Source organism: Flavobacterium fragile (genome assembly GCF_023634865.1).
Classification (GTDB): Bacteria; Bacteroidota; Bacteroidia; order Flavobacteriales; family Flavobacteriaceae; genus Flavobacterium; species Flavobacterium fragile.
On the sequence record NZ_JAMLJN010000019.1, the window covers coordinates 1 to 1,885 of the forward strand.

A 1,885-nucleotide genomic window follows, 5' to 3' on the forward strand; every position below is an offset into this window, starting at 1 on the left:
AGAGTAGCTGAAACATTTACAATAACTGTAAACCCTAGCCCTGTGGTTACCTTCTCACCTACTAATCAAACGATCTGTTCGGGAGAAACTTCTGCTTTGGTAAATTTAAGCAGTACCACTCCAGGGGCTACTTTCTCTTGGACTGCTACTCAACCTACAGGAATTACAGGGGTTATTACTTCAGGAACGAACACAATACCTGCTCAAAACTTAGTAAACAGTACTAACGCGCCTATTGATGTTAACTATACTGCAGTAGCAGCTACTACTGGTGGTAATACTTGTGCAGGTAGTACTTATAATTATACAATTACGGTTAATCCTAAACCTAGCATCACTGAAAGTTTTACAGAAGCTATTTGTAGTGGTGAGTCTTTTAGCATCAATCCTTCAAATTCTACATTAAATAGTATTCCGACAGGAACTACCTATTCATGGAGTGCACCAATAGTTACAGGAGGAATCACTGGTGGTACAAGTGCTACCAATCAAACTAGCATTAGCGGTACTTTAGTGAACCCTACTAATATCGTACAAACTGCTACCTACACGGTAACACCTAGAGCTAATGGTTGTGCAGGTAACACATTTACGGTAGTAATTAGTGTGAATCCTAAACCTGTTATTGCAAACGTAACACATCCAGCGATTTGTTCAGAAAACGCTTTTACTGTAACTCCTACAAACGGTAGTGGAAATATTGTTCCTATTGGTACTACTTACACCTGGACTGTTAACAACAATACAAACATTACAGGGGCTAGCGATTCTAACGTAGCTGGAATCAGCACGATTAGTCAAACATTGACCAATAGCAGCAATACCGCTCAAACAATCGTGTATACCGTTACTCCAACTTCTGGTGATACAGGTAATTGTGTGGGAGATACATTTACCATTACGGTTGTAGTAAATCCTAAACCATTTATCCAAAATAGTACACAAACTATTTGTTCGGGTACTGCTTTTGATGCAACACCTACAAATGGCAGTGGAAATATTGTACCAAATACTACAACATATACATGGACTACACCTGTGAGTACTCCTGCTGGGGCTATTACTGGTGGTTCAGCTCAAACTACAGGAGTAAATACAATTAGTCAAACACTAACCAATACAACAACTGAAGTTGCTACTATAGAATACACCGTAACACCAATGGCAGGTGCTTGTGCAGGAATACCTTTTATTATTACTATAACAGTTAATCCTACTCCTACTACTTTAAATTTAACCAACCAAACGTATTGTAACGGAGTTAGTACTACGGAAATCGCTTTTACAAATGTGGTAGCAGGAACTACCTACACTTGGACAAACTCTAACACTGCTATCGGACTTGCGGCTTCAGGAACTGGAAACATCCCTGTGTTTACACCAACAAATAATGGAACAGCTCCTATAATAGCAACTATATCTGTTATAGCAACAGCCAATGGATGTTCCAGAGTGGCAGAAACGTTTACCATCACCGTAAACCCTAGCCCTGTGGTTACCTTCTCACCTACTAATCAAACGATCTGTTCGGGAGAAACTTCTGCTTTGGTAAATTTAAGCAGTACAACTCCTGGAGCTACTTTCTCTTGGACTGCTACTCAACCTACAGGAATTACAGGGGTAATTACTTCAGGAACGAACACAATACCTGCTCAAAACTTAGTAAACACTACAAATGCACCTATTGATGTTAACTATACTGCAGTAGCAGCTACTACTGGTGGTAATACTTGTGCAGGGAGTACCTATAATTATACGATTACGGTTAATCCGAAACCTAGCATCACTGAAAATTTTGCAGAGGCTATTTGTAGTGGTGAGTCTTTTAGCATCACTCCTTCAAATTCTACATTAAATAGTATTCCGACAGGAACTACCTATTCAT

General features: G+C 39.5%; 1 protein-coding gene. It reads left to right on the top strand.

All coding sequences use genetic code 11. From position 1 onward, the window contains the following. Window positions 1–1,885 (top strand): beta strand repeat-containing protein (locus NAT47_RS12485; protein WP_317236606.1); only part of this gene is annotated, 1,885 nt, incomplete at both ends.